At 66.9% G+C, this 24,206-nt stretch carries 24 protein-coding genes and 2 tRNA genes; 15 read left to right on the top strand and 11 right to left on the bottom strand.

Annotation, left to right across the window (positions count from 1 at the left end; all coding sequences use genetic code 11):
* Positions 1-64 precede the first annotated feature (64 nt).
* From gyrB to BEP68_RS02780, 9 genes are all read left to right on the top strand, one after another.
* Positions 65-2,134 carry a DNA topoisomerase (ATP-hydrolyzing) subunit B gene (gyrB, locus tag BEP68_RS02820; RefSeq protein WP_171821963.1) on the top strand — a complete coding sequence of 690 codons (2,070 nt, stop codon included), beginning with the start codon at positions 65-67 and terminating at the stop codon, positions 2,132-2,134.
* Between the two features lie 51 nt (positions 2,135-2,185).
* Complete coding sequence (gyrA, locus tag BEP68_RS02815) at positions 2,186-4,747, top strand: DNA gyrase subunit A (RefSeq protein WP_053098243.1); 2,562 nt, start codon at positions 2,186-2,188, stop codon at positions 4,745-4,747.
* Positions 4,744-5,148, top strand: coding sequence for a DUF3566 domain-containing protein (locus tag BEP68_RS02810; RefSeq protein ID WP_053098244.1), 405 nt, complete (start codon positions 4,744-4,746; stop codon positions 5,146-5,148). The genes gyrA and BEP68_RS02810 overlap by 4 nt, the downstream gene beginning before the upstream one ends.
* A 136-nt stretch (positions 5,149-5,284) precedes the next feature.
* On the top strand, positions 5,285-6,553 hold the full coding sequence (locus BEP68_RS02805) for a sensor histidine kinase (RefSeq protein WP_187249156.1): 1,269 nt from the start codon (positions 5,285-5,287) through the stop codon (positions 6,551-6,553).
* Positions 6,541-7,227, top strand: a complete 687-nt coding sequence (locus tag BEP68_RS02800; RefSeq protein ID WP_187249155.1) for a LuxR C-terminal-related transcriptional regulator — start codon at positions 6,541-6,543, stop codon at positions 7,225-7,227. Before BEP68_RS02805 ends, BEP68_RS02800 begins: the two co-directional genes overlap by 13 nt.
* Positions 7,224-8,159: a DUF4097 family beta strand repeat-containing protein gene (locus BEP68_RS02795; protein WP_187249154.1), complete on the top strand. Its 936-nt coding sequence runs from the start codon at positions 7,224-7,226 to the stop codon at positions 8,157-8,159. The genes BEP68_RS02800 and BEP68_RS02795 overlap by 4 nt, the downstream gene beginning before the upstream one ends.
* A gap of 85 nt (positions 8,160-8,244) precedes the next feature.
* Positions 8,245-8,318 (top strand) — tRNA-Ile (locus tag BEP68_RS02790).
* A 26-nt stretch (positions 8,319-8,344) separates the two neighbouring features.
* Positions 8,345-8,417, top strand: a tRNA-Ala gene (locus BEP68_RS02785).
* Positions 8,418-8,649: 232 nt separating this feature from the next.
* Complete coding sequence (locus BEP68_RS02780) at positions 8,650-8,931, top strand: hypothetical protein (RefSeq protein ID WP_056275701.1); 282 nt, start codon at positions 8,650-8,652, stop codon at positions 8,929-8,931.
* Positions 8,932-8,953: 22 nt separating this feature from the next.
* Here the strand turns inward: BEP68_RS02780 and BEP68_RS02775 are convergent, their stop codons facing one another.
* From BEP68_RS02775 to BEP68_RS02765, 3 genes are all read right to left on the bottom strand, one after another.
* Positions 8,954-9,469 carry a DUF3253 domain-containing protein gene (locus tag BEP68_RS02775; protein WP_187249153.1) on the bottom strand — a complete coding sequence of 172 codons (516 nt, stop codon included), beginning with the start codon at positions 9,467-9,469 and terminating at the stop codon, positions 8,954-8,956.
* 152 nt (positions 9,470-9,621) lie between these two features.
* Positions 9,622-10,737, bottom strand: coding sequence for a M24 family metallopeptidase (locus tag BEP68_RS02770; protein ID WP_187249152.1), 1,116 nt, complete (start codon positions 10,735-10,737; stop codon positions 9,622-9,624).
* A 43-nt stretch (positions 10,738-10,780) separates the two neighbouring features.
* Positions 10,781-11,230, bottom strand: coding sequence for a DUF1801 domain-containing protein (locus BEP68_RS02765; protein ID WP_056275709.1), 450 nt, complete (start codon positions 11,228-11,230; stop codon positions 10,781-10,783).
* Between the two features lie 189 nt (positions 11,231-11,419).
* Between BEP68_RS02765 and BEP68_RS02760 the strand changes: the two genes are divergently transcribed.
* Positions 11,420-11,842 (top strand): NUDIX hydrolase, encoded by a 423-nt coding sequence (locus BEP68_RS02760; RefSeq protein WP_053098257.1) that lies wholly within the window; start codon positions 11,420-11,422, stop codon positions 11,840-11,842.
* A 1-nt stretch (position 11,843) separates the two neighbouring features.
* Here BEP68_RS02760 and BEP68_RS02755 read toward each other — a convergent pair whose 3' ends face one another.
* Both BEP68_RS02755 and BEP68_RS02750 read right to left on the bottom strand, forming a co-directional pair.
* Positions 11,844-12,305: an aminoacyl-tRNA deacylase gene (locus BEP68_RS02755; RefSeq protein ID WP_053098258.1), complete on the bottom strand. Its 462-nt coding sequence runs from the start codon at positions 12,303-12,305 to the stop codon at positions 11,844-11,846.
* Between the two features lie 50 nt (positions 12,306-12,355).
* Positions 12,356-12,856: a hypothetical protein gene (locus BEP68_RS02750; protein WP_053098260.1), complete on the bottom strand. Its 501-nt coding sequence runs from the start codon at positions 12,854-12,856 to the stop codon at positions 12,356-12,358.
* Positions 12,857-13,001: 145 nt separating this feature from the next.
* On the opposite strand from BEP68_RS02750, the gene BEP68_RS02745 reads away from it, so the two are divergent.
* A complete protein-coding gene (locus tag BEP68_RS02745) occupies positions 13,002-13,559 on the top strand; it encodes a peptidylprolyl isomerase (RefSeq protein WP_053098262.1) in 558 nt (185 codons plus the stop codon).
* A 21-nt stretch (positions 13,560-13,580) separates the two neighbouring features.
* A complete protein-coding gene (locus tag BEP68_RS02740) occupies positions 13,581-14,483 on the top strand; it encodes a rhomboid family intramembrane serine protease (protein WP_187249151.1) in 903 nt (300 codons plus the stop codon).
* A gap of 145 nt (positions 14,484-14,628) precedes the next feature.
* Here the strand turns inward: BEP68_RS02740 and BEP68_RS02735 are convergent, their stop codons facing one another.
* Complete coding sequence (locus tag BEP68_RS02735; protein ID WP_042541028.1) at positions 14,629-14,868, bottom strand: cell division protein CrgA; 240 nt, start codon at positions 14,866-14,868, stop codon at positions 14,629-14,631.
* A gap of 86 nt (positions 14,869-14,954) precedes the next feature.
* Between BEP68_RS02735 and BEP68_RS02730 the strand changes: the two genes are divergently transcribed.
* From BEP68_RS02730 to BEP68_RS02720, 3 genes are read left to right on the top strand one after another with little or no spacing between them, the layout of a single operon-like run.
* On the top strand, positions 14,955-15,749 hold the full coding sequence (locus tag BEP68_RS02730; RefSeq protein WP_072590401.1) for a class E sortase: 795 nt from the start codon (positions 14,955-14,957) through the stop codon (positions 15,747-15,749).
* A 21-nt stretch (positions 15,750-15,770) separates the two neighbouring features.
* Positions 15,771-15,926 (top strand): hypothetical protein, encoded by a 156-nt coding sequence (locus BEP68_RS02725; protein WP_167947501.1) that lies wholly within the window; start codon positions 15,771-15,773, stop codon positions 15,924-15,926.
* Positions 15,923-16,591 carry an anthranilate synthase component II gene (locus BEP68_RS02720; protein WP_187249150.1) on the top strand — a complete coding sequence of 223 codons (669 nt, stop codon included), beginning with the start codon at positions 15,923-15,925 and terminating at the stop codon, positions 16,589-16,591. The genes BEP68_RS02725 and BEP68_RS02720 overlap by 4 nt, the downstream gene beginning before the upstream one ends.
* Here BEP68_RS02720 and pknB read toward each other — a convergent pair.
* From pknB to BEP68_RS02695, 5 genes are read right to left on the bottom strand one after another with little or no spacing between them, the layout of a single operon-like run.
* Positions 16,570-18,264, bottom strand: a complete 1,695-nt coding sequence (gene pknB, locus BEP68_RS02715) for a Stk1 family PASTA domain-containing Ser/Thr kinase (protein WP_187249149.1) — start codon at positions 18,262-18,264, stop codon at positions 16,570-16,572. The genes BEP68_RS02720 and pknB overlap by 22 nt on opposite strands.
* A 54-nt stretch (positions 18,265-18,318) precedes the next feature.
* Entirely contained in the window at positions 18,319-20,070 is a 1,752-nt protein-coding gene (locus tag BEP68_RS02710; RefSeq protein WP_053098268.1) for a serine/threonine-protein kinase, read from the bottom strand.
* The gene (locus BEP68_RS02705; RefSeq protein WP_053098269.1) at positions 20,067-21,521 is read right to left on the bottom strand and encodes a peptidoglycan D,D-transpeptidase FtsI family protein; all 1,455 of its coding nucleotides are present in this window, start codon (positions 21,519-21,521) and stop codon (positions 20,067-20,069) included. Before BEP68_RS02705 ends, BEP68_RS02710 begins: the two co-directional genes overlap by 4 nt.
* Position 21,522: 1 nt before the next feature.
* On the bottom strand, positions 21,523-22,908 hold the full coding sequence (locus tag BEP68_RS02700) for an FtsW/RodA/SpoVE family cell cycle protein (protein WP_072590403.1): 1,386 nt from the start codon (positions 22,906-22,908) through the stop codon (positions 21,523-21,525).
* Entirely contained in the window at positions 22,905-24,200 is a 1,296-nt protein-coding gene (locus BEP68_RS02695; RefSeq protein WP_053098271.1) for a PP2C family protein-serine/threonine phosphatase, read from the bottom strand. The genes BEP68_RS02700 and BEP68_RS02695 overlap by 4 nt, the downstream gene beginning before the upstream one ends.
* Positions 24,201-24,206 lie beyond the last annotated feature (6 nt).

The raw sequence follows: 24,206 nt of genomic DNA, 5'->3' as shown, positions 1-24,206 counted from the left end.
GCATCTCGCCACGAAAAGCCGCTAGACTGGGGATTCGTGATATCGATGTGGAGAATGCCCTCTGATGACGCCTGAATCCCCCGCTGACGAGACGGAATCGACCAACGGGGGAACCCCCGCGACCGAGGGCAAGATCTCACCCAAGGTGAAGCAGCCCGGTGAGTACGGTGCCGACTCGATCCAGATCCTCGAAGGTCTCGAAGCCGTCCGCAAGCGCCCCGGTATGTACATCGGTTCCACAGGACCGCGTGGTCTGCACCACCTCGTCTACGAGATCGTCGACAACTCGGTCGATGAGGCCCTCGCCGGCTACGCCGACACCATCTTCGTGACGCTGCTCGAAGACGGCGGCGTCCGCGTGGTCGACAACGGCCGCGGCATCCCGGTCGATCCCCACTCCTCCGACCCGACGAAGTCCACGGTCGAGGTCGTTCTGACCATCCTGCACGCCGGCGGAAAGTTCGGCGGCGGCGCGTACGCCGTCTCCGGCGGTCTCCACGGCGTCGGCTCGTCGGTGGTCAACGCCCTGTCGACGCGGTTCGACGTCGAGGTCAAGCAGAAGGGCTTCGTCTGGCGGCACAGCTTCGCGAACGGCGGCGTCCCGCAGCAGCAGCTCGAGAAGGGCGAGGCGTCCGACGACACCGGAACCAGCATCACGTTCTGGCCGGACGCCGAGATCTTCACCGAGACCACGAACTTCGAGTACGACACCCTGCGCACGCGCTTCCAGCAGATGGCGTTCCTCAACAAGGGCCTCCGCATCGAGCTGTCCGACGAGCGTCCCGATTCGGCTTACCAGGTCGAGGTCGACGGACAGCCGACCCTCACTCAGCCGAACGACGTCTTCTTCTACGAGCGCGGTCTCGTCGACTACGTCGAATACCTCAACAAGGTGCGTCACGCCGAGGTCGTCAACGACGAGATCATCGCGTTCGAGTCCGAGGACACCGAGCGCAAGATCTCTCTCGAGGTCGCGATGCAGTGGACCACCTCGTACACCGAGAACGTCTTCACCTACGCGAACACGATCAACACCCACGAGGGTGGCACGCACGAAGAGGGCTTCCGTGCAGCGCTCACCACGCTCGTCAACAAGTACGCCAGGGCGAACAACCTTCTCAAGGAGAAGGACGACAACCTGTCGGGCGACGACGTGCGTGAAGGTCTGACCGCGGTCATCTCGATCAAGCTCGGCGAGCCGCAGTTCGAAGGGCAGACCAAGACGAAGCTCGGCAACACCGAGGCCAAGGCGTTCGTGCAGAAGGTCGTCGGCGACCAGCTCGGCGATTGGTTCGACCGCAACCCGATCCAGGCGAAGAACGTCATCCGCAAGGCGATCGATGCGGCCACCGCTCGTCTCGCCGCGCGCAAGGCCCGCGAGACCGCTCGTCGAAAGAGCGTCTTCGAGTCCGCCGCGATGCCCGACAAGCTCAAGGACTGCACGAGCAAGGATCCTTCGATCAGCGAGATCTTCCTCGTCGAGGGTGACTCGGCAGGTGGCTCCGCTGTGCAGGGTCGCGATCCGCACACGCAGGCGATCCTCGCTCTGCGAGGCAAGATCCTCAACGTCGAGCGCGCGCGTCTCGACAAGGCCCTGGGCAACAAAGAGGTCCAGGCGATGATCCAGGCCTTCGGCACCGGAATCGGCGAAGAGTTCGACATCGAGAAGGCGCGCTATCACAAGATCGTGCTGATGGCGGATGCCGACGTCGACGGCCAGCACATCACGACGCTGCTGCTCACGCTGCTGTTCCGCTATATGCGCGGACTGATCGAGGCCGGCTTCGTGTACCTCGCGATGCCGCCGCTCTACCGTCTCAAGTGGACGAACCAGCCCCACGAGTACGTGTTCAGCGACGCCGAGCGCGACGCGCTGCTCAAGTTCGGACTCGACAACGGCAAGAGGATCCCGAAGGATGCCGGCATCCAGCGCTACAAGGGTCTCGGCGAGATGAACGCCAAGGAGCTGTGGGAGACCACGATGGACCACAGCACCCGGACGCTCCGCCAGGTGACCATCGAGGATGCCGCAGCGGCCGACGAGATCTTCAGCGTGCTGATGGGTGAGGACGTCGAATCGCGACGCAGTTTCATCCAGCGCAACGCCAAGGATGTCCGCTTCCTCGACATCTGACGCGTCCCGCGCCTGCATTCGTTCCCATAACGACCGGAATCGACAACACACATGACTGACGAAGTACGCCCCGAGCCGGCACACGACCACGGCAAGATCGACCAGGTCGACCTGCAGTCCGAGATGCAGCGCAGCTATCTCGACTACGCGATGGCCGTGATCGTCGGCCGTGCGCTGCCCGACGTGCGCGATGGACTCAAGCCCGTCCACCGACGCGTGATCTACGGCATGTACGACGGCGGATTCCGCCCCGACAAGTCCTTCTCGAAGTGCGCTCGCGTGGTCGGCGAGGTCATGGGTCAGTACCACCCGCACGGTGACTCGGCGATCTACGACGCCCTCGTGCGTCTCGTGCAGCCCTGGTCGCTGCGCTACCCGCTGGCCCTCGGCCAGGGCAACTTCGGGTCTCCCGGCAACATGGGTGCCGCGGCGCCCCGGTACACCGAGACCAAGATGGCCCCCCTCGCGCTCGAGATGGTTCGGGACATCGAAGAGGACACGGTCGACTTCACCGACAACTACGACGGCCAGACTCAGGAGCCGACGGTTCTTCCGGCCCGCTTCCCGAACCTCCTCGTCAACGGGTCGGTGGGTATCGCGGTCGGCATGGCCACCAACATCCCTCCGCACAACCTGCGCGAGGTGTCTTCTGCCGCCCTCTGGGCGCTCGACAACCCCGGCCTCCCCCGCGAAGAGCTGCTCGAGGGTCTCATCCAGCGGATCCCCGGCCCCGACTTCCCCACCGGCGCGCAGATCCTCGGCACCAAGGGCGTGCACGAGGCGTACCGCACGGGTCGCGGCTCGATCACCATGCGCGCGGTCGTCAACGTCGAGGAGATCCAGGGCCGCACGTGCCTCGTGATCACCGAGCTGCCGTACCAGGTGAACCCCGACAACGTCGCGGTGAAGATCGGCGACCTCGCCCGTGACGGCAAGATCACCGGCATCGCCGACATCCGCGACGAGTCGTCCGACCGCACGGGTCAGCGTCTCGTGGTCGTGCTCAAGCGCGATGCGGTCGCGAAGGTCGTGCTCAACAACCTGTACAAGCACACGCAGCTGCAGGAGAACTTCGGCGCGAACATGCTCGCGATCGTCGACGGCGTGCCGCGCACGCTCGCGATCGACGGGTTCGTGACCCACTGGATCACGCACCAGCTCGAAGTGATCGTCCGACGCACGCGCTTCCGTCTCGCCAAGGCAGAGGCTCGCATGCACATCCTGCGCGCCTACCTCAAGGCGCTCGACGCTCTCGACGAGGTCATCGCTCTCATCCGTCGATCGCAGACCACGCAGGATGCGAACGAGGGACTGCAGAAGCTCCTCGACATCGACGACATCCAGGCCCAGGCCATCCTCGACATGCAGCTGCGCCGACTGGCCGCCCTCGAGCGTCAGAAGATCCTCGACGAGGCCTCGGAGCTCGAGCGGCTGATCGGCGAGTACCAGGCGATCCTCGTCGACGAGTCGCTGCAGCGCGACATCATCCGCGAAGAGCTCACCGGCATCGTCGAGCGCTTCGGAGACGACCGTCGCACGCACATCCTGCACGGCTTCGACGGCGACGTCTCGATGGAAGACCTCATCGCCGAAGAGGAGATGGTCGTCACCATCACTCGCGCCGGCTACATCAAGCGCACGCGCAGCGACAACTACCGATCGCAGCACCGAGGCGGCAAGGGCATCAAGGGCGCCCAGCTGCGGGCCGACGACATCGTCGAGCACTTCTTCGTGACGACGACGCACCACTGGCTGCTGTTCTTCACCGACAAGGGTCGCGTCTATCGTTCGAAGACCTACGAGGTTCCCGAGGCCGGCCGCGATGCGAAGGGAACGCACGTCGCGAACCTCCTCGCCCTGCAGCCCGACGAGAACATCGCGCAGGTGCTCGACATCCGCGACTACGGGGTCGCCGACTATCTCGTTCTCGCGACGCGCGACGGTCTGGTCAAGAAGACGCGTCTCGACGCGTACGACACCAACCGCCAGGGCGGCGTCATCGCGATCCGCCTGAACGACGAGGACGAGCTGGTCTCGGCTCTCATGGTGAACGCTGAGGATGACATCCTGCTCATCAGCCGCCGCGGCATGTCCGTCCGGTTCAGTGCGACTGATGATGCGCTGCGACCGATGGGACGCGCGACCGCCGGCGTGAAGGGCATGAAGTTCCGTGAGGGCGACAGCCTGCTGTCGGCATCCGTCGCCGCCCTCGGCCAGTTCGTGTTCGTGGTGACCGACGGGGGCTATGCGAAGCGCACCGCCATCGAGGAATACCGCGTCCAGGGACGTGGTGGATTCGGCATCAAGGTCGCCAAGCTCAACGACGATCGGGGCACTCTCGCGGGTGGTCTGATGGTCTCCTCCGACGATGAGGTCCTTGTGGTTCTGTCCAGCGGCAAGGTGGTACGCTCTGCCGTGGCCGAGGTGCCCGCGAAGGGCCGAGACACCATGGGAGTGGTGTTCGCACGGACGACGGAAGCCGACCGGATCCTCGCCATCGCCCGCAACGGTGAGCGGGGCCTCACCGAAGAAGACGAATCGGATGAGGCTGCGGTGGACTCCGAGTCCACGGCCCCCGAGACGAACGAGAACCCTGAGGAAGCAGACGCATGAGCACAGTAGCCGACAAGCTGGCGAAGAAGTCCACGCGCAAGACCGGTGGCAAGCAGGTGCGCCTGCGCCTCGTCTACGTGGATTTCTGGTCGGCCGTGAAGCTGTCGTTCCTGGGCGCTGTGGCGCTCGCGATCGTGACGATGGTGTCGTTCTTCCTGATCTTCCTCGTGCTGCAGGCGACCGGCATCCTCACGCAGGCGGATGAGTTCATCGGAACCATCACCGACAACTCCGTGCGGATCTCCGAGGTCGCCGGCCTGCCGCAGGTGATGGCATTCGCCGCGGTGGTCTCGATCCTCAACCTCATCGTGTTCACGGTGCTGGGTGCGGTCATCGCCGGGATCTACAACGTCGCCGTGAAGGTGACCGGCGGACTGCTGGTCGGGTTCATGTCGAACTGATCGTCAGGATTCGAGGAGGGGCGGATGCGAACAGCATCCGCCCCTCTTCTGTTCTCCGACGGAGTAGGGAAAACCCGAACCCGGGTCTCCGGTTGCCTCGGTGTCGGCCGGATCGGGGCCGCCGTACCTTTGAACCATGACGACACACACTGCCACGCCACCACCGGCGACGGCCACGAAGCCGCCGTTGCGCATCGTGCTCTCTATCCTGCATCTCGCGGGAATCGGAGTCATCGGCGGCTTCATCTTCGCGACTCTTTCCGGACTCCTCGGCACCGGCCTCGGCCTGCTCTTCGCGGCGGGCGTCGGCATCGTGCTGCTCGTCGGGCTCGTGTACGCCCTGTTCGGCGTCGGCTGGTTCGAGGTCGCGCGAGTCAGCGCTCTCTACAGGTCGCCCATCACGCCGCTCAGATGGCGCCCCCGGGATCGCCCCGGGTTCGCGGGCTGGCTCCGCTCGCTCGGCCGCCAGGCCATCGACGGCCGCATGTGGAGGGCCCTCGCGAACTTCGCGATCACCGCCGTTCTCGGCTGGATCGTGCTGCGGCTCGCCTTCGGCCTCGTCTGGTCGATCGCCGTCTCGTTCGCTCCTCTCACGGGAACGGATGCCGTGATGGGTCCGTTCGGCGGGGGCGGCATCGACCCCGCGTGGGCACCGCTCATCGGGATCCTCGGAGTCGCCGCGTGCCTCGCCGGAATGATCGGACTGGCGCTCCTCAACCGCGTGCTCTCACTCGCCATCGTCGTTCGCAGCCGCGAGGCCGAGCTCACCGAGCGAGTGCGCACCAGCACTGCTCAGCGTGAGGGCGCTGTACGTGCCGCGGATGTCGAACGCACACGTATCGAGCGTGACCTGCACGACGGCGTCCAACCGCGACTCGTATCGGTGGGCATGACCCTGGGGCTCGCCCAGCAGAAGATCGACAACGACCCGGATGCCGCGAAGGAGCTGATCGCCGAGGCGCACACCTCGACCAAGGCCGCGATCACCGAGCTGCGTCAGCTGGCCCGTGGCATCCATGCATCGGTCCTCGACGACCGGGGCCTGGACGCGGCGCTGTCCGCCCTCGCCGGCCGCTCGCACATCCCCGTCCATCTCGATGTGCGCATGGACGGCCGCTGCAGCCGTGAGGCCGAAGCCGCGGTCTACTTCTCGATCGCCGAGTCGCTCACCAACGCCGCGAAGCATTCGCGGGCCAGCGAGGCACGTGTCACTGTCCGCCTCCGCGACGGAGGGGTGCTCTGGGCCCGCGTCGAGGACAACGGCATGGGCGGCGCCCAGGTGCAGCCCGGCGGAGGCCTCGACGGCATCGCGAATCGCATCCTCGCAGCCGGCGGAACCTTCCGCCTCGAGAGCCCCGTCGGCGGACCGACCAGCCTGGAGGTGAACGTGCCATGCGTATCCTGATCTGCGAGGACTCCGTCCTGCTGCGCGAGGGACTCGTGCGACTGCTCGAGGACGCCGGACACAGTGTGGTCGCGGCTCTTCCCGACACCAGCGGTCTCAGCGAGGCCGTCATCGAGACGGATCCCGAGCTGTGCATCCTCGACGTACGGCTCCCCCCGACCTTCACCGACGAGGGCATCCGCGCGGCGCTCGGACTCCGGGACACCAATCCCGCGCTTCCGCTGCTCGTGCTCTCTCAGTACGTCGAGGAGCGGTATGCGTCGGACCTCATCGCCGCACAGGGAGGGCCCCTGGGATATCTGCTCAAGGACAGGGTCGCCGACGTCTCTGAGTTCCTCGCCTCCGTGCAGCGGATCTCCGAGGGTGTCACCGTGCTCGACCCCGAGGTGGTGGCTCAGCTGCTCACCCGCCGCAACCGCGACGACCGGATGCAGCGTCTCACCGAGCGTGAACGGACCGTGCTCGCACTGATCGCCGAGGGCAAGTCGAACCAGGCCATCGCCGGTCTGCTCTTCCTCTCGGAGGCGAGCGTCGAGAAGCACATCACCGCGATCTTCCAGAAGCTCGGCTTCGAACAGGGCGAGTCGGGCAACCGACGCGTGCTGGCGGCCCTGGCACACATCGAGAACACGGGCGGCTCGACGCCGACCGGACAGACAGGACTGGGACGATGACCACGAACAACGACGACTACCAGGGCGGGCACACGCCCCTTACTCCCCCGCCGGCATCCGCGCCGCAGGGACAGGAGCCCACACCGGCGCCCGCGCAGGCGCAGGCGGCACCGGCCGATGCCGGCCGCTCTTCGGGGACGACGGCGATCATGATCGTCACGGCGATCGTCGGAGGCATCGCGCTTCTCGGAGCGGGCGGGTCGGCGGCTGTCGCCGCCACCGGCAGCATGATGGCCTCCACTCAGGGCAGCGACGCCGTGCTGACCGAGGATGCGTCCGGCATCGACACGCTCGACCTCGACGTGGATGCCGGCAACATGCGCATCGAGTTCGGTGACGTCGATGAGGCCGAGCTGGCAGTGACGAACGCTCGCGGTCCTGCCTGGAGACTCGAACGCGAGGGCGACGAGCTGATCGTCCGCAGCCCGGAGTTCCGCTTCGGATGGTGGTTCGGCGAGTGGTTCGGCGACGACCAGTCGGCGGTGCTGACCCTGCCTGAAGAGCTGAGCGACGCGCAGCTCGATGCCGACCTCACTCTCGATGCGGGCAGTCTCGATGTGGTCGGAGACTTCGGTGCCCTCGACGTCACGGTCAACGCCGGTGCGCTCGATGTCGAAGGTGCGGCGAGCAGCCTCAGCATCGACATGAGCGCGGGTCGTGCCGATGCGATGCTCGACGGCGTCGACGCGGCCGATCTCAGTGTGTCGGCGGGCGACCTCACCGTCGAGCTGACGGGCCGGGCACCGTCTGAGACGACGATCGACGTGAGCGCGGGCTCGGTCGATCTCACGGTTCCGGATGAGTCGTACTCGATCATCCAGGACGTCAGCGCCGGATCGCTCGACGCGAAGGTCGATCAGTCATCCGGCACCCGGAACACGATCGACGTCACACTTGCGGCAGGCAGTGTGACGATCCGTCCGGGCCGCTGATTCCGATCGAGGGCGAGGGCGCGCCGGTGCCCTCGCCCTCGATTGGGTATTTCGGGAAATCTCCGGTAAAGTTTCGGAGGTTGACGGGCCCATAGCTCAGGCGGTTAGAGCGCTTCACTGATAATGAAGAGGTCCCAGGTTCAAGTCCTGGTGGGCCCACTCCTCAACTAAATGAATACCCTCACGGGGCCTTAGCTCAGTTGGTAGAGCGCCTGCTTTGCAAGCAGGATGTCAGGAGTTCGAATCTCCTAGGCTCCACACTGTGTTGAGACAGTTCGAGAAGGCCCCGCCATGTGCGGGGCCTTCTCGTTTTCGCATGTCTCCACAGGTGTTAACAACCCTGTTAACAACTGCTCGCGCGGTGCCATCTGAGTGCACAGCTGTGGATGGACCTGTTAACAACGAGGGCGATGCGGCACCCGCCTCTCACTAGACCTCCTAGATATCAACCCCCCTCCGTATTCTCAGGTCGAGGGCGTAGCGTGCTGGCATGACCGACGGGAAGACGATGATCCAGACCGAGATCGTGTTCGATGGATCGAGCTACTTACTCGCCCAGGATCAGAACATCGATGATCTGCGAGAACGTATCGAGTCAGCCACGAAGACCGCCGGCACCTTCGTCGACATGGTCGTCGTCGGCAACCGGGCAGTCAGCGTGCTCATCACCCCGACGACGCAAGTGACGATCAGTGTGGCGACTGTGGCATATGACCCCCGCGATACCGGTGACGTCGACTTCCCGTACACCGGTTTCTACGACGAGCTCTGACTCCACGCGTCTGAGCGGGTGATCAGAGGTTCGGCCCGCGGATCATCCGCACCGGTCCTCTGGCGTCGTCGATGGACACCTTCTCGCCCTTCTGCGTCACGACGATCTCATCGCGCTCGGCGAGTGCAGCCGCGATTCGGCGGACATCCGACATGGTCGAGCGCCACGAGTCCCCGCCCACAGTCCGGGCGACGTCACTCGGACAGATCGAAGACTCGCCCCGCTTGCGGATGAGCGCGCGCATCGCGGCCGCGATCCTCTCGTCGAAGTCGTCGCCGGTGCGGTCCTCCCACCAGGGCGCCCCTCGTTCCCCGAGCGCGGTCTTCACGTCCTGCACCCGACGTCGTGCGTCCGGCTCCTGCGCCTTCACCGCGCGCCGCGCAGCCATCAGCTCGTTGACCAGCTCCTGGCGGAACGTCTCGGGGATCGAGGGGTCGGTCGCGCGCCAACGCCGGCCCTCGATGACGACGTGATGACCGTCGGGCGTGCGCTCCGGACCGCTCGCACCGCCGCCGTTCGCGCTGTCGTCCGAGGTCATGCAGCCAGTCAATCCGACCATGATCAGGTCGACCAGGGGCTTGACCGCACCTGGGTACCCCCGATCGGGAGGAGATCTGCGCTGCGGAGGACGAGTCGACGGACAAGCGCCCTCCCGTGTGCGGATCTCCTCCCGAACTGTTCTCGGTCAGGTCAGACGGCGCGCAGGTCGTGCGGGGCGACGTTGAGACGCTCGCACCCGTCGGCTGTCACGACGACGATGTCCTCGATGCGTGCACCCCATCGGCCCGCGAAGTAGATCCCGGGCTCGATGCTGAACGCCATGCCCTCGCGCAGCACGAGATCGTTGCCGGGCGCGATGTAGGGCTCTTCGTGTACCGAGACGCCGATGCCGTGACCCGTGCGGTGCAGAAAGGCCTCGCCGAGCCCCGCCTCGGCGAGTACGGACCGCGCCGCGGCATCGACAGCCTCGGCCGTCGCGCCGGGGCGCACGGCGTCGACAGCGGCCTGCTGAGCGCGGACGAGCACGGCGATGCGATCGGCGGCTTCACTGTCGGGTGTGCCGACCACGTAGGTGCGGGTGCTGTCGGAGTTGTAGCCGCTCGGCACGGCGCCGCCGATGTCGACGACGACGACGTCTCCGTCCTCGATCACGCGGTCGGACACCTCGTGGTGGGGATCCGCGCCGTTGGGTCCCGAGCCGACGATGACGAACTCGACGGTGCGGTGGCCCTCGGCCACGATGGCCTCGGCGATGTCGGCCGCCACCTCGCGCTCGGTGCGCCCCGTCCGCAGCCACTCGGGCACTCGACGATGCACGGCGTCGATCGCGGAGCCGGCACGCCGGAGCTCGGCGACCTCTTCTGCATCCTTGATCATGCGGCCCTCACGCAGCACCGGGGTGGCGAGCTCGACGCGCACGTCGATCCGATCGGAGAGCGGGATCACGTGCAACGCCGGCAGAGCGTCTGAAACTCCCACTCGCGTGACTGCGCCCAGGGCGGCGGCCACGAGGTCGTAGGGATTCTGTCCGTCGACCCAGTCGGAGACGGCGAGGCCGAGCTCACCCACCGCCGTGGTCCTGACCTTCGCCAACTCCATGCGCGGCACGATGACGGTGGGAGCGATGCCGGGTCCGAGCACGAGTGCGGTGAGGCGCTCGATCGTGTCTCCCTCGACGCCGACCAGATACTCCAGATCAGGGCCAGGACCCACCACTATCCCGTCGAGACCGGCGTCAGCGGCAAGCGCTGCTGCGCGTTCGAGTCGAGCGGCGTACACGGAGGCGGGGAACGGCAGTGTGCTCACGGCATCCACGCTACTGCGCCGGCCGTTCCCCGGGAACGACGACTCAGCTGACGGCGAGGCGGATGCGCTCGGTGAGAACCTTGCGGTTCGCGGCCGAGAGATCGAGCAGCGCGTATGCGGTCGGCCACATCGTGCCGTCGTCGAGGTTCGAGATCGGCTCGAAACCGAACGTGCCGTACCTGACCTTGAACTTGCTGGCCGGCTGGAAGAAGCAGAGCACCTTGCCGTCCTTGCCCCATGCGGGCATGCCGTAATAGGTCCGCGGCATGAGCTCGGGAGCGACCTCCGTCACGAGGTCGTGGAGAGCCTTCGACAGCTCTCGATCGTTGTCATCGGGAAGCTTCGCGATCGCCGCCTCGAGGTCTGCGACACCCTCGGCCCGCACCTCTTCCGGGGTCTTCTTGGCACGCGACCGAGACTTGCGCTTGTCGGCCGCGGCCTCCTTCATCGCCTCGCGCTCTTCGGCACTGAAGTTCTTCTCGTTGTCAGCCATGGCCGACTCCTTTCACTGTGTGATCTGCGATGAATCTCACACTACGGATGCAGCGCACTGCTGTGCTTCTTGATTCGTGATCGATGTCTCGGGGCCGAGCGTGACGAGCCGGACGCCTCTCGAGGCGAGGTTTCGTCCAGGATCGTCACGCGCGTACCCTGGCTGAACCCCGGCCACTATGGTGGACGCATGGATATGCGGGTCGCGGCATACGCGGTCGTCACCGATGACGACGGTCGCATACTTCTCGCGCGCTGGACCGAGGGTCGTCGAGTGGCATGGACGATGCCCGGCGGAGGGCTGGAACCGGGTGAGGCTCCCGAGGACGCCGTGCGGCGTGAGCTGCGCGAGGAGACCGGCTACACGGTCAAAGTCGGCGAGCTGCTGGGCATCCATTCGAGGGTCATCCCGGCGAGCCAGCGGGTGAACCAGTCGGATCAGCCTCTGCACACCCTGCGCATCGTCTACCGGGCGTCGGTGACGGGCGGGAAGCTGACATTCGAGGCCGATGGCTCGACCGACATGGCCGAGTGGTTCCCGCTCAAAGCTGTGAAGGAACTGCAGAGGGTCAAGCTGGTCGACATCGCCCTGCGGATGGCCGGCATCCTCTGACTCAGTCGCGGGCCTCTTCGGGCACCGAGATGTCGGCGACTGTGGCACCGTACGCGGCGATGAGGTCATCGGCGTCGACGAAGAGGCTGTAGCCGTGAGCGCCGGCACCCATGGCGATCCGCTGCCCGACGATCGACTCGTCGGCGAAGACCGGCCAGTCCGTGGTGCTGCCGATGGGCACGATTGTTCCGCGCTCGTAGCCGGTCGCCGCGAGGGCGAGATCAGGCTCGGGCAGGCGGAGCTTGTTCACTCCGACGACCGCACGCAGCTTCGGCCACGAGATCGACCTGCCGCCGGGAACCAGCGCGAAGAGATACGTGTCGTCCGACCGCTTGACGACGAGCGTCTTGACGATGCCGGAGGGCGGGATGCCGAGCAGCTCAGCCGCCTCGAAGAGACTGCGGGCGGCAGGACGCTCGCGGATCTCGATGTCGAGTCCGCGAGCCGCTGCGGCGTCCCTCACCCGGGCATGGAGATCCCCCGGCTCAGTGGCCGGGGGCTCCGATGTCGAGGTCACGCGTCAGGTGCGGAGAGCGGGTCGTCGGCGACCCAGAGCTCGTCGTCTGCGCGCAGTGCCTGCCACGCGGCGTAGAGAACGCCGGCCGCTGCGGCGACTCCGAGGATCAGGGCGATGACCGAACCGACGCTCGGGCCCTTCGGCTCGGGCTGAGTGGCCTTCCTGACCTTCTTCACGACGCCTTCGCGCTTGGCGTTCGCGACATCCCACGCGGTGAGCGCGGTGCCGACGACTCCGCCGACGATGGGGACGACCTTGTCGTCCACCACGTGGTGACCGAAGCGGACGCCGCGGTCGACGACCGGTGCGACGCGACGGTTGTAGGTGTCCTGGACGACAGGACCGACCTGCTCGCGACCGAAGTGGCCGAGCTGACGTCCGGCTTCACGCGCGACGTCGGCGGCGTGGCCGACGAGGACCTGCTGGTTCTCCCAGAGCTGGTTGGCGTCGTTCTGAAGACGACGCAGCTCCTTCTTCCGCTTGCGGCTGATGCTCACGATGCTCTCCTGTCGATTGGAGTACGGATTCCCCATCTTGCCACGCGACCGTGTATGGGGCGAGGGAATCGCCGAACCCTTGCGTCGGAGGCCGATGAGCGCTAGACGCGGGCCAACTCATGGGAAGCTCTGCGAGAATGGACCCATGGCTCACGCTTCTCATGTCGCAACCCTGCACACCAACCACGGTGACATCGTCATCAACCTCTTCGGCGACCACGCCCCGAAGACGGTCAAGAACTTCGTCGGCCTCGCCGACGGCACCCAGGAGTGGACGCACCCCGCCACCGGCAAGCCGGGCGAGGGTGCTCTCTACAAGGACGTCATCTTCCACCGCATCATCCCGAACTTCATGATCCAGGGCGGCGACCCGCTCGGACAGGGCGTCGGGGGCCCCGGATACAACTTCGACGACGAGATCAACATGGAGCTCAACTTCAACGAGCCCTACATCCTCGCCATGGCCAACGCCGGTCTGCGTCGCAACGCCATCACGGGCAAGGCCGAGGGCACCAACGGCTCGCAGTTCTTCATCACGACCGACCCCACCCCCTGGCTCCAGGGCAAGCACACGATCTTCGGCGAGGTCGCCGATGACGCCTCCAAGGCTGTCGTCGACGCGATCGCCGCTGTGCCGACGGCTGCGGGCGACCGTCCCATCGAGCCGGTCGTGCTGCAGTCGATCGACATCGTCGCGGCCTGACGCCGACGCTGGCCGATCCGGATGACGACGCCTGAGTTCGCGGACAACCGCGACAACTTCTGCTACCGGCATCCGGATCGGCAGAGCTTCGTGCTCTGTCAGCGGTGCCTCCGCACGATCTGCCCCGAATGCCAGACGCAGGCGGCTGTCGGGGTCATCTGCCCCGAGTGCATGGCCGCAGAGCGAAAGAACCGCACTCCCGCCCAGAAGCGCGCCGAGCGTCGCTGGGGCGGGCGGGGCACCGCGCTCTCCTCGCGCGGCAGCGGCAAGCCCGTCGTCACGTACTCGCTGCTGGCGATCACGTCGTTCATCGGGCTCCTTCAGCTCATCCCGGGAGTGGGCCAGGCGATCACGGGCCAGCTGCTCTTCGCGGCGGGCTATCTGTATCCGGATCTGTCGCTCATGCCGTTCGAACCGTGGCGGCTTCTCACCGCGGTGTTCGTGCATGGCGGTTTCCTGCATCTCGCGCTCAACATGCTCGCGCTGTGGATGCTGGGTCAGAGTCTCGAACCGATGCTCGGCCGAATCCGCTTCCTGTCGCTGTACCTGATCAGCGGGCTCGGTGGTTCCGTCGCCGTCGCATTGCTCGCGCCCGGAACCGCGACGGTGGGCGCCTCCGGCGCGATCTTCGGCCTGATGGCCGCCCTGCTGATCATCGGACGGCACATCGGCGCGAACGTGACCGGCATCCTCGTGATCCTCGGCATCAACTTCGTCGTCGGCTTCGTGTTCTCTCAGAACATCGCCTGGCAGGCGCACCTCGGCGGGGCGATCGTCGGTGCGCTCGTGGCGTTCATCCTCACGAGGACCCGACGGCGTGAGCAGCGGACGCTACAGATCGTGCTGCTCGTTGCCGTCGTCGTCGCGCTCGTCCTGATCGTCGCCCTGTTGGTACCGTTCCTGATCACGACGGTTTACTCCTGATCAGAAGTTGTTAACAGGGTTGTTAACCGATGTGAATAACATCTGTGTAATTCTCCCCATGTTGGGGATAACCTGTGGATAACTCAGAAGAAGGCCCCTCTCGCCAGCGCGAGAGGGGCCTTCTTCGATATCGGTGGGGCGGGCGTCAGCGCCAGCGTGTGGTCATCAGGAAGCCGATCAGGGCGATGCCCAGGCCGATCGCAAGGTTCCAGTTGTCGAGCCCCGGGATCGGGAACTGCATGCCCGAGATGTAGAACACGAGGATCCACACGAGACCGAGGAGCATGAAGCCGACCATCACCGGCTTGAACCACACGGCGTTGGGTGCGGCTTCGCCTTCGCTGCGCGGAGCTTCGGGTTCTTCGGTCTTGCGGTCGCGTGCCATTCCCACAGTGTACCCAAGAGTGTCATATCGCGCGGAAAACCAGGGCCGCAGGGCGTGAGTACAGGTCTGGCGGATAGCATGTCGCCATGACTGCATCCGTCGTCTCGGGGGAGCGACGTGCACACCGCCGCCGCCCCCGGTCGCGCGCGACCTTCACCAGCGTGCTCGGCGAGCTGCTGCTCACGGGTGGAGTGATCGTGCTTCTCTTCGTCGCGTGGCAGATGTGGATCGGCGACATCATCATCGCGGCCCAGAAGAACGAAGAGGGTGCGGCGGTCTCGCAGGAATGGGCGAACGCACCCACTCCCGAGCTCCCACCGGTCGTCGAGACCGACGACGGAGCGACAGTCTTCGAGCCCGTGATCCCCGCCGCTCCGGCCGACACCGAGCTTCTCGGCCAGATGCACGTGCCGCGCTTCGGTGCCGAGTACAACGTCGGCATCTACGGCGGTACGACGCGCGCGCGCACGCTCGACAAGCTCGGGATCGGCGTCTACACCGACTCGAAGATGCCCGGTGAGGTCGGCAACTTCGCGATGGCCGGCCACCGCACCACCTGGGGCAAGCCCTTCAACCAGCTCGACAAGCTCCAGGTCGGCGACGCGATCGTCGTCGAGACGCCTGACGGATGGTTCACGTACCGCTTCCGGACGCTGGAGTACGTCAAGCCCACGCAGACGGACGTGCTGCTCGATGTGCCGCAGATGCCCGGCGTCGCGACGGGGGAGAAGTACATCACGCTGACCGCCTGTTCGCCGCTGTACTCCCTCGCCGAGCGCATCGTCGCCTACGGCGTGTACGAGAGCTTCCAGCCCCGCGCCGAGGGTCCGCCCGCCGCGCTCACCGATCCACCGCCTCCGCCGGCCGCGCCGTCGATCTAGCCGAACGGAAAGAGACGACCCATGTACGCCGCACTCTGGCGCATCCTCCCCGGCCCGTGGTGGCTGAAGCTCTTCATCCTCCTCGTGCTCGTCGCAGCGGTGCTCTACGGGCTCTTCTGGTACGTCTTCCCCTGGGTGAGCCCGCTGATCACCCCGGGCGAGGTCGACCTCGAATGACCCGCGTGCTCGTCGTGGACAACCACGACAGCTTCGTGCACACGCTCGTGGGTTATCTGCGCGAGCTCGGTGCCGACGTCGCGCTGATCGAGGCGGATACCATCGATGCCGCTGAACTCGCGGTGATGCTGCCGGACTTCGACGCGCTGCTGCTCTCTCCCGGCCCGGGCACCCCTGACGATGCCGGCGTCTCCGTCGACGCCGTGCGGCTCGCCGCGAGGATCCGGATGCCGCTTCTCGGCGTCTGCCTGGGGCATCAGGTGATCGGCGCCGCGTTCGGCACCACCGTTTCAGAGGCGCCTGAGCTGATGCACGGCATGGTGTCGCCGGTCACGCACGACGGATCAGCGCTCTTCGCCGGCATCCCGTCGCCGTTCGACGCGGGCAGATATCACTCCCTCGCTCTTGCGGAGACCGACCTGCCAGCTGACGTGGCCGTCACAGCGCGCACCGCGAGCGGCACCGTCATGGCACTGGAGCACATCCGTCTGCCCATACTCGGGGTGCAGTTCCACCCCGAGAGCGTGCTGACCGAGGGCGGATACCGTCTGCTCGCCAACTGGCTCGAACTGTGCGGCGACGCACACGCCGTGGCACGCTCAGCGGCACTGCACCCGCTGTCGGGCCCCGACGCTCGTGTGGATCAGCCGGCGGCGACGCAGTAGCGCAGTTCGACCGTCGAGCCGATCGCCACGTCTCCCGGCGCGGCCGACATCGACGACACGGTGGGCGGTTCGGTCGGCGTGCAGTCGATCAGCTCGACCGGACTGGGCGTGAGGCCGATGCGTTCGAGCTCAGCCTGAGCCGCTTCCATCGTCCACCCGGTGACGTCGGTGAGGGTGACCCGGCCGCTCGCGACGACGAGATTCACGATGGTCTGCGGTGCGACCTCGGTGTCGGCCGCCTCGCTGGCCTCCATCACCGTCTCGGCCGCCAGCCCCTTGTCGTTGCGCTGGATGACCGTGCCCAGTTCGAGCCCTGCCGCCGCGAGTGCGTCCTTGGCGGCCGTCAGAGACAGGCCCTCGAGCATCGGGACGACGACCGTCTCCTTGCCGGAGGACACGTAGACCGTCACGGAATCGCCCTCGCTGACGGCAGTGCCGGACGCAGGGTCTGTGCGGGTCACGTTGCCCTCGACGATGTCGTTGCTGGACTCGAGCACCAGCTTCGAGGTGAGATCGAGCTTGCCGAGATCATCCTGGGCGCGCTCGGACGAGACATTGACGAGATCAGGCACCACGCGCGAGCTCGACGGCACGTCGTCCGGGCGCATGCTGAGCGTCCAGACCCAGAACAGCACCGAGGCGAGAAGAACGGCGAGCAGTGCCACACCCGCCCAGATCCACGCGACGGGCGGACCCGACTGCGTGCGAGCCATGGTGGTGTCGGTGCTCAGCTGGCGGAGCGACCGGGCGGTCTCCTGCGCGGCACGCGGATTCGGTCCGTACAGCTCGCTCGTGAGCGCGCCGAGCTCCTTGCGGCTCGGCGCGTGGCCGGAGACCGCCGAGTCGAGCGCAGCGCGGAAGTGCGCGGCATCCGGGTATCGCTGGTAGGGATCCTTGGCCAGCGCGCGCAGGACGATCGGGTCGAGCGCGCCGGGGGAGTCCTCGTTCACCTCGGTCGGAGGGACCGGAGTCTCGCTGACGTGCTGGTAGGCGACGGCCACAGGGGATTCGCCGCGGAACGGCTGACGGCCGGTGAGCAGTTCATAGAGCACGACGCCGGTCGAGTAGAGGTCGGCGCGTGCGTCGACCGGTTCGCCCTTGGCCTGCTCGGGTGAGAAGTATGCCGCGGTGCCGATGATCTGGGTGGTCTCGGCGACCGTCGATGATGAGTCGGACACGGCTCGGGCGATCCCGAAGTCCATGACCTTGACCTGGCCCTTGTCGGTCACCATCACGTTGCCCGGCTTGATGTCGCGGTGCACGACACCCGCACGATGCGAGTAGTCCAGCGCCTCGAGGATGCCGTCGACATAGCGCACGGCATCCTCGACGGGCACCGGGCCCTTGGCGATGATGTCCTTCAGCAGCGTGCCGCTGATCAGCTCCATGATGATGTACGGAGGCTCATCCGTGCTGCTGTCGGTCGTCGAGGGGTCGCCGGCGTCGTAGACGCGGACGATCGACGGGTGCGACATGCGAGAGGCGGACTGGGCCTCGAGACGGAATCGCGTGCGGAACGCGTTGTCGCGAGCCAGCTCGGGGTCGAGGATCTTGATCGCCACCGCACGACCGAGCGTCAGATCGTACCCGCGGTACACCTTCGCCATGCCGCCGTGCCCGATGAGCTCGTCGACGCGATAGCGACCCGCGAGAACGCGTGGCTCTGTCGACACGTAGTGACCCCCTGATACGACCTTGTGGATGCTCCAGCCTACGGCGGGAGCGGGTTATTCGCCTGAGTCTCCGCCGTCTGCGTCGCCTTCATCGGCGCCCGGCGCGGCGGGCAGGATGACGACGCCCGGCATGGCATCCGACTGCTCGGACGGCATGTCGCTGCCGCAGAAGACGCGGAACGTGGCGGTGATCGACTGTCCGGCCGTGCCGGGGACGATCTGCGTCGAGAGCACGCTGGGTCCGAAGCTGCGGATGGACTCGCCGGCGTTGCCGCCGGAGAACGTCGCGTTGGTGAGCGTCACCTCGAAGGCCGATCGCGCCGGGGTGCCCGAGGGGCACTCGAAGCTCGGCCAGTTGAGGGTCACGGGCTCGCCCTCGGTGGCGGTGCCGGCGATGGTCGGGGTGCCCGAGGGCTTGCCCACCTTCACCTGCTCCTTGAAGGTCGTCAGCGTGATGGCCGTGCCCTCGGGAACGTTCCCGCCGGGCTGCACGGACTCGACCGTGCCGACCTGGTTCGCGTTGGGGGCGATGGTGTTGCCCACCACGCACTCGGCCTGGAGTCCGGCGTTGGCGGCAGCGGTCTGCGCGGCATCGCACTGCATCCCCACGAGACCGAGAGCATCGACGTCCACGAGCTCGGGCTCGGGCGTCTCGGTCTCGGTCGGTGTCGGCTTCGGGGTCTGCGACACGGTCTCCGACTGGGTCGGCTCGGGATCGGGGTCGCCCTGATTCATCAGGGCGAACACGGTTCCACCGAGCACGATCACGAGCAGTGCGATGAGAGCGATCAGCGGCCACGTCCAGGGGCTGCGCTTCTTCTTCTTCTCGGCTTCCTCCTCGGCCTGCTCGCCGGTGGGCAGCTGGGCCGTCGTGGGGAGGATGCGCGTCGTGCCGTCGTCGCCCGATGCGGTGAGCAGCCGGGTGGCGTCGTCGGAGGCGACACCGCCGGTCGCGATGGCCGGCACCGCGATGGCAGCGGAGTTCAGGTCGCCTCGGCGCAGAGCCTGGGCGGCGCGTGCGACGGTCGCCGACGACGACGGGCGGTCGGCGGGCTTCTTGGCGATCATCGCCATGACGAGGTTCTGCACCGGGATCGGCACGGTCGGCGGCAGCGGCGGAGGCTGCTCGTTGATCTGCGCCATCGCGATCGCGACCTGCGACTCACCCGTGAAGGGCCGCTTGCCTGCGAGGCACTCGTAGGCGACGATGCCGAGCGAGTACGTGTCGGTCGCGGGTGACGCCGGGTGCCCCGACGCCTGCTCGGGCGAGAGGTACTGCACGGTGCCCATGACCTGACCGGTGGCCGTCAGCGGCACCTGGTCGGCGATGCGGGCGATGCCGAAGTCCGTGATCTTGACGCGGCCGTCAGGCGTGATCAGCAGGTTTCCCGGCTTGATGTCACGGTGCACGAGACCTGCCGCATGCGCGGCCTGCAGAGCGGATGCCGTCTGCGCGACGATGTCGAGGGTCTTGTCGGCGCTCAGGGCGCCGTCGCGCTCGAGCACGGTCGAGAGGGCCTCGCCGGGAACGAGCTCCATGACGAGGTAGGCGCTGCCGTTCTCCTCGCCGTAGTCGAAGACGCTCGCGATGCCCTCGTGGTTGACGAGTGCGGCATGGCGCGCCTCAGCGCGGAACCGCTCGAGGAACCCGGGGTCCCCCATGTACTCGTCCTTGAGGATCTTGATGGCCACGGTGCGACCGATGACGTGATCCGTCGCCTCCCACACCTCGCCCATGCCGCCGATCGCAATACGCGACTGCAGCTCGTAGCGACCACCGAACGACACACCCTGCGTCGGTCTCATCTGCCCAGCACCGCCTCTATGACCTTCTTTGCAATCGGAGCGGCGATGGTGTCGCCGGATCCTGACTGCCCTTGTCCACCGCCGTCTTCGACGAGGACCGCTACTGCCACCTCGGGGTCGTCCGCCGGCGCGAAACCGGTGAACCACAACGTGTACGGCTTGTTATCGTTCTCGGTCGTGCCGGTCTTCCCCGCCACATCGACCCCGTCTATTCTTGCACCCTGCGCAGCGCCGTTTGAGACGCTCGCGACCATCGACGCCGTGATCTGATCGGCGATCGTCGCATCGGTCGTCTGACCGAACTGGGTGTCGTCGTACGAACGGATGACCGAGAGGTCGTTGCCGATCACCGTGTCGACCAGACGGGGGTTCATCACGACGCCGTCGTTCGCGATGCCGGCCGCCACCATCGCGATCTGCAGCGGCGTCGCGGTGACCTGTCCCTGGCCGAACCCGGTGAGGGCGGTCTGAGCGTCGTCGAGGGCACGCGGGTAGCTCGACGGAGTCGATTCGAGCGGCGTCGAGAAGCTCCGGTTGAACCCGAACTTCTCCGCCATCTCGCGGATCGCGTCATCGCCGAGCTCGACGGCGAGCTCCGCCATCGGGATGTTGCAGCTCAGGCGGATGGCTTCGGAGATCGTCACGGTGTCTCCGCTGCCGCACGTGCCGCCCCAGGCGTTCGCGACCGTGTTCGTCGAGCCGGGCAGCTGGTAGCGGGCCGGGTTCGGGAGCGTCGAGTCGGGCGTCCAGTTGCCCGACGCATAGGCCGCGGCCGCCACGACGAGCTTGAACGTCGAGCCGGGAGGGTTGAGGTCGCCGGCGATCGCCCGGTTCGAGAGGGGCTTCGTGGGGTCTTCGTCGAGCTGGTCGTAGGTCGCGTTCGCGGCATCCGCGTCGTGCGTCGCGAGCTGGTTGGTGTCGAACCCGGGGGTCGACACCAGTGCGAGGATGCGCCCGGTCTTCGGCTCGATCGCGACGACCGCGCCGTTGAGGCCCTGCAGAGCGTCGTATGCGGCGCGCTGCGCGGCCGTGTCGAGAGTCAGCTCGACGCTGAATCCGCTCTGCGGCTGACCCGAGAGGATCCGCTCGATCTCGGCGAAGAAGGCGCTCGATCCCGTTCCCGACAGGTCGGCGTTCATCGCCCGCTCGATGCCGGTCGCCGACTGCAGCGCCGGGTTGAAGTACCCGGTGACAGGGGCCCACATCGCGGCATCCGTGTAGACGCGCTGGAACTGGTAGCGGTCATCCGAGGGGGTCGAGGAGGCGATCGCGACGTCGTCGACGATGATCGACCCGCGCTGGATCTCGTAGCTGTCGAGGAGCGTGCGCCTGTTGTTCGGGTTCTGCCCGAGGGCGTCGGCCTCGACGACCTGGATCCAGCTGGTCGCGGCGAACAGCGACAGGAACATGAACAGCATCACGATGCTGAGACGGCGGAGTTCTTTGGTCATGTCAGCCGATCACCGCCCGGGGTTGGCTGCGGACGCCGTCGGAGATGCGCAGCAGGATGGCCACGATCAGCCAGTTGGCGATGAGCGAGGATCCACCGGCGGCGAGGAACGGCGTGGTCAGACCGGTCAGCGGGATGACCCTCGTCACGCCGCCGACCATGATGAACACCTGCAGCGCGATGGTGAACGAGAGGCCGATGGCGAGCAGCTTGCCGAAGTCGTCCTGACCCGCCAGTCCGATGCGCACGCCACGGCTCACGAAGACCATGTAGAGGCAGAGGATCGCGAACAGCCCGATCAGGCCGATCTCCTCGCCGAGGCTCGTGATGATGTAGTCGCTGTGGGCGAGGGGCGTGACGTCGGGGCGTCCCTGACCCCAGCCCGTGCCGAGAAGGCCGCCGTGCGCCAGCCCGAACAGGCCCTGCATGGGCTGGAAGCCGGCGCCGTCGGGGTCGACCTTCTCGGGGTCGAAGAGGAACAGCCAGTTGACGAAGCGGCCCTGCACGTAGCTGAGGATCTGTGTCGCCACCGCGACACCCGCAGCCACGAGGGCGAGGCCGATGAGCACCCAGCTGGTCTTGCCGGTCGCGACGTAGAGCATTGCGACGAACATGCCGAAGATCAGGGTTCCGGTTCCGAGGTCGCGCTGGATGACGATGATGCCGAGCGAGATCGCCCACACCACCAGAACCGGTCCGAGTTCGCGCATGCGCGGCCACATGATGCCGAGGAACTTCGTGCCGACAGACGTCAGGCTCTCCCGCGTGCGCACGAGATAGCCCGCGAAGAAGATCGCGAGGCAGATCTTGGCGAGCTCGCCGGGCTGGAAGGCGAACATGCCGCCGAGCGACACCCAGACCTGGGCGTTCGCATCGGGGATGCGCAGGCCCGGGACGAAGGGGAGCAGCAGGAGCAGGATGCCGGAGAGGCCGAAGATGTAGGTGTAGCGGAACAGCACCCGGTAGTTGCGCAGCAGGATCACGCACGCGATCGCCCCGGCGAGAGAGATGCCCGTCCACGCGAGCTGCTTCGTCGAGTAGGCGTCCCACCCCGTGAGGGACTTCGCGATGTCGATGCGATAGATCATCGCGATGCCGAGGCCGGTCAGCAGCGTGGCGATCGGCAGCAGGAACGGGTCGGCGGCCGACGCGACGGCACGCAGCACGAAGTGCACGGCGAAGGCCAGAACGGCGAGGCCACCGCCGATCGCCAGGATCATGGGGTCGATCAGACCCAGAGCACCGAGCTGCACGAGCGTGAGAGCGCCGCCACTGAGAGCGACGGCGAAGAGCAGCAGCCAGAACTCGCGGTTGCGCTGCGTCTGCGGCATCCGCATTCTCTTGAGGGCCTTGATGACGCTGGTGTCGGCCGTGACGTCGGTGGTCATCCTGCGTCCTCCGTCGGCGTCGCGGTGGGCAGGGGAGTGGGCAGCGGGGTCTCGCCGATCACGCGGTCGGCGCCGGCCTGGAGTCGCGCGACGATGGCCTCGGCATCCGAGAACGACCGCGCCGTGATCGTGCGCTCCACGGAATCACGCTGGTACGGCGGGAGGTTGGCGAGGAGGATGTCGGTGTCGCGGAGCGGCGTCGACAGGGTGATCGGGCCGATGTTCTGCTGCACGCCCTGGTAGATCACGACACTGTCGTCGTCGGCGCCGACGAAGTAGCGCGTCTGCGTCCAGCTGTAGGCGGCGAAGGCGGCGAACACGAGCATCGCGACGACCACCAGCATCCCGGCGATCCATCCGAGACGGCGGCGCTTGGCGCGTCGACGGTCCTCTTCGATGAGCTCCTCGAGGTATTCGGGGGCCGGCTCGAAGTGGCTGGGCTCGTTCGCGGCCTGGCGTACCGGGTGCAGCCAGTTGCCGCGGGGCGCGCGCACCGGAGGAACGGTCACGTTGGCGGGGTTCGATGCCGAGCCGACGATCGTCGCCGTGCCGGAATGCATCGCGTGCTGACCGCCGACCTCGACGAGGACGATGGTCACGTTGTCGGGGGCTCCGCCGTCGAGCGCCTGCTTGAGCAGGTTGTCGGCCGTGCGGCCAGGCGCCATGCCCATGCGCATCGCCTTGAGGATGTGCGCCTCGTCGACGACGCCCGAGAGGCCGTCGGAGCACAGCAGCCAGCGGTCGCCCGGCTGGGTGTGCATCACGAACATGTCGAGCTCGGGATCGGCGTCCATGTCGCTCAGCACGCGCATGAGCACCGAGCGACGCGGGTGGTATCGCGCCTCTTCGGGCGTGATGCGGCCCGAGTCGACGAGTCGCTGCACGAAGGTGTGGTCGGCCGTGATCTGCGTCACCGCGTCGTCGCGGTAGAGGTAGATGCGCGAGTCGCCGATGTGGCCGATGACCGCGTAGTCGTCGACCATGATGACGGCGCTGAGCGTGGTGCCGAGGCCGGCGAGCTCGGGACGGTCCTTGGCGGCGCGGATCAGATCGCCGGCCGCGGTGGTCGCGGCGGCCTGCAGTGAGGCCTGTGCGTCGTCGACCGACGAGTACGGCTGGTCGAGCGGCTCCATCCGGTGGATCGCGATGCTCGAGGCGACGTCACCGCCGGCGTGACCGCCCATGCCGTCGGCGACGACGAAGAGATTCGCCCCGGAGTACCCGGAATCCTGGTTGTTGGAGCGGACCTTCCCGGTGTGGGAGATCGCGGCGCTCGAGCCTTCGAAGACCATGCCGGG

The organism is Microbacterium sp. 4-7 (assembly GCF_014332665.1).
Classification (GTDB): Bacteria; Actinomycetota; Actinomycetes; order Actinomycetales; family Microbacteriaceae; genus Microbacterium.
This window is presented reverse-complemented; position numbering and strand designations above follow the sequence as displayed.

Excerpts from the sequence above, each read along its gene's own strand:
- BEP68_RS02705 (WP_053098269.1), bottom strand. The coding sequence starts at position 21,521 with ATGACCAAAGAACTCCGCCGTCTCAGCATCGTGATGCTGTTCATGTTC.
- BEP68_RS02810 (WP_053098244.1), top strand. The coding sequence starts at position 4,744 with ATGAGCACAGTAGCCGACAAGCTGGCGAAGAAGTCCACGCGCAAGACC.
- BEP68_RS02760 (WP_053098257.1), top strand. The coding sequence starts at position 11,420 with ATGGATATGCGGGTCGCGGCATACGCGGTCGTCACCGATGACGACGGT.
- BEP68_RS02700 (WP_072590403.1), bottom strand. The coding sequence starts at position 22,908 with ATGACCACCGACGTCACGGCCGACACCAGCGTCATCAAGGCCCTCAAG.
- BEP68_RS02720 (WP_187249150.1), top strand. The coding sequence starts at position 15,923 with ATGACCCGCGTGCTCGTCGTGGACAACCACGACAGCTTCGTGCACACG.
- gyrA (WP_053098243.1), top strand. The coding sequence starts at position 2,186 with ATGACTGACGAAGTACGCCCCGAGCCGGCACACGACCACGGCAAGATC.
- BEP68_RS02730 (WP_072590401.1), top strand. The coding sequence starts at position 14,955 with ATGACTGCATCCGTCGTCTCGGGGGAGCGACGTGCACACCGCCGCCGC.
- gyrB (WP_171821963.1), top strand. The coding sequence starts at position 65 with ATGACGCCTGAATCCCCCGCTGACGAGACGGAATCGACCAACGGGGGA.
- BEP68_RS02780 (WP_056275701.1), top strand. The coding sequence starts at position 8,650 with ATGACCGACGGGAAGACGATGATCCAGACCGAGATCGTGTTCGATGGA.
- BEP68_RS02805 (WP_187249156.1), top strand. The coding sequence starts at position 5,285 with ATGACGACACACACTGCCACGCCACCACCGGCGACGGCCACGAAGCCG.
- BEP68_RS02710 (WP_053098268.1), bottom strand. The coding sequence starts at position 20,070 with ATGAGACCGACGCAGGGTGTGTCGTTCGGTGGTCGCTACGAGCTGCAG.
- BEP68_RS02695 (WP_053098271.1), bottom strand. The coding sequence starts at position 24,200 with ATGGTCTTCGAAGGCTCGAGCGCCGCGATCTCCCACACCGGGAAGGTC.
- BEP68_RS02800 (WP_187249155.1), top strand. The coding sequence starts at position 6,541 with ATGCGTATCCTGATCTGCGAGGACTCCGTCCTGCTGCGCGAGGGACTC.
- BEP68_RS02775 (WP_187249153.1), bottom strand. The coding sequence starts at position 9,469 with ATGACCTCGGACGACAGCGCGAACGGCGGCGGTGCGAGCGGTCCGGAG.
- BEP68_RS02735 (WP_042541028.1), bottom strand. The coding sequence starts at position 14,868 with ATGGCACGCGACCGCAAGACCGAAGAACCCGAAGCTCCGCGCAGCGAA.
- BEP68_RS02795 (WP_187249154.1), top strand. The coding sequence starts at position 7,224 with ATGACCACGAACAACGACGACTACCAGGGCGGGCACACGCCCCTTACT.
- BEP68_RS02740 (WP_187249151.1), top strand. The coding sequence starts at position 13,581 with ATGACGACGCCTGAGTTCGCGGACAACCGCGACAACTTCTGCTACCGG.
- BEP68_RS02765 (WP_056275709.1), bottom strand. The coding sequence starts at position 11,230 with ATGGCTGACAACGAGAAGAACTTCAGTGCCGAAGAGCGCGAGGCGATG.
- BEP68_RS02745 (WP_053098262.1), top strand. The coding sequence starts at position 13,002 with ATGGCTCACGCTTCTCATGTCGCAACCCTGCACACCAACCACGGTGAC.
- BEP68_RS02725 (WP_167947501.1), top strand. The coding sequence starts at position 15,771 with ATGTACGCCGCACTCTGGCGCATCCTCCCCGGCCCGTGGTGGCTGAAG.